This window comes from Ruoffia sp. FAM 26255 (genome assembly GCF_045528525.1).
Classification (GTDB): Bacteria; Bacillota; Bacilli; order Lactobacillales; family Aerococcaceae; genus Ruoffia; species Ruoffia tabacinasalis.
Window position 1 is genome coordinate 1 of the sequence record NZ_JBGQQX010000111.1, and the last position, 2053, is coordinate 2053.

Genomic DNA, 2053 nt, shown 5'->3' on the forward strand with positions numbered 1-2053 from the left:
TCATCCGTGGTAAGATGGGTGTAGGTCATTTGTGGTCACTCCTTTGTATTCTTTGGTCGGAATTACAAGTTGAGTGTACCACAAATGGCTGTTTTAGTTGTCTAGCTTAATTTTACAATCGGCGTATGAATAAATGGTTAAAGAAATTAACTTTGGTTGGGTTATTAAGTAGCGTATTATTTGGTTCAACGGCATCTTTACAAGTATCTGCTGAGGAGCGCGAATTTGAAGGGGAGACTGTTTCTGTTGGTGTTGTTGGGACGGAGTATGAAGAAATTTGGCAATTTGTAGCTGAAAAAGCGTTGGAAGAAGAAGGTATAGAAATCGAAGTTGTTCTATTAACGGATTATAATATTCCTAATGAAGCTCTCCGAGATGGATCGATTGATTTAAACTCCTTCCAACATGATGTATTTTTAAACAATTGGAATCAAGAAAATAACGGTGATATTGTTACAATTGGCTATACTTACGCTGTACCTACAAGAATATATTCTGAAAAATACAATTCTTTAGATGAATTACCTGAAGGTGCAAAAATCGCAGTGAACGCTGCCCCAACAAGCTTAGGCTATAATATCCAAACATTAGTGCGTGCAGGATTAATTACTTTAGATGATAGTGAAGAATTACTACCTACACCTTCAAATATTGCTGATAATCCTAAAAACTTAGAATTGATTGAATTAGATGGCGCTCAAATTCCAGCTGCTGTATTAGATGTAGATGCAGCTTTTATTGACAATTCTTTCTTAGGTGGTACTAATTTTGTACCATCAGATGCTATCTATGTATTTGGCGATACGCCAGAGACCATCAATATTGACCGCGTTAATAATATCGCAGCACGTTCCGAAGATTCGGACAACCCACTTTATTTAAAAGTTGTGGAGCTATTTCAACAAGATGATGTTGCAGCAAAGATTGAAGAAATTACACAAGGCGGAAGCATACCAGCTTGGGATATCGTAAAAGAGGCTCAAAAAATTCAAACTCAAGATTAAGAGTAATTACTTGAACATTAATATAACAAAAAATACTAGTGTCCGTTGATACTAGTATTTTTTGTTATATGATAAATTCTATTATAATAAGGTTATAATACATAATATAATTATGTAGTGTTTAAATATATGAGAGAAATTAAAAATACTGGACGCCAAAAATTTATTTGATTTGTCTAAACTTTCGATGGACCGCGTTGGGTTAATCATTCTTTTAGCCTTTTTACTCGTTAATGTCCTTTATTTTAAATACATTCGCATATTCGTGGAAAATTAACATCAGTCTTCCACTTATTTTATTTTTGATTTTTTCATACTTTATACGTATTGAAATTTTAAACAATCAAATCATTCAAAGTAATGTGTTAGCCTTCGTGTCACAAGATGCTTCGATAGTGAATACGCGAATGTTAGCAATTAACGTAGATGGCCTTTGAATGGATGCGTTGAGTAAAATGGGTAGATACATTCGGTAATACCCTTTATAGTGAATCAATTTACTATGTTGATTAAAAAAACTGAGTGTATTGAATGAGTTAAGAATCCATATAATCTTATAAATTTATGTATGCAAAGTGTAACCTATATTGTTGCACCCGTAGTTACAATTAGTCATCTTACGCTTGGGAACGAACTGTATCATATTAATAATGCGTCATATTGTCTATTACAAAGAGCTACTTATTGGCCAGCTAAGACAGTATTTGTCTCTGTAGTAGATCCTGCAGCAGTGGTGAAGACAATAAAACTTATCAATTGTGTGGGTCAAGAACATCACTATATAACGATTATTGTTGAATACCGCTGCTTACAGATGTTCATCACATTTTAGTTATAGCTGAAGGAAGACTTACCTCTGATCCGCCCTCACAGAGTTAGTAAATAAGTAACTTATTTACTGAGATTGGTATTTGAGAACCTTTATCCTGAATAATTCATAGTTTTACTAATAGTCTTTCCTAACATTGATTTAATAGTCTTTAAAGTAATCTGCTTCATCACCCATTAGGTGATGAAAAAAGACCCCCTTTCTGATATGGTTAATTCAC

At 33.6% G+C, this 2053-nt stretch carries 2 protein-coding genes; both read left to right on the forward strand.

Features of this window, described 5'->3' with window-relative positions:
- Nucleotides 1–125: 125 nt before the first annotated feature.
- Nucleotides 126–1004 carry a MetQ/NlpA family ABC transporter substrate-binding protein gene (locus tag ACEN31_RS11440; protein WP_407090818.1) on the forward strand — a complete coding sequence of 293 codons (879 nt, stop codon included), beginning with the start codon at nucleotides 126–128 and terminating at the stop codon, nucleotides 1002–1004.
- Nucleotides 1005–1572: 568 nt separating this feature from the next.
- Nucleotides 1573–1836, forward strand: a complete 264-nt coding sequence (locus ACEN31_RS11445) for an SAM-dependent chlorinase/fluorinase (protein ID WP_407090817.1) — start codon at nucleotides 1573–1575, stop codon at nucleotides 1834–1836.
- Nucleotides 1837–2053: the final 217 nt, after the last annotated feature.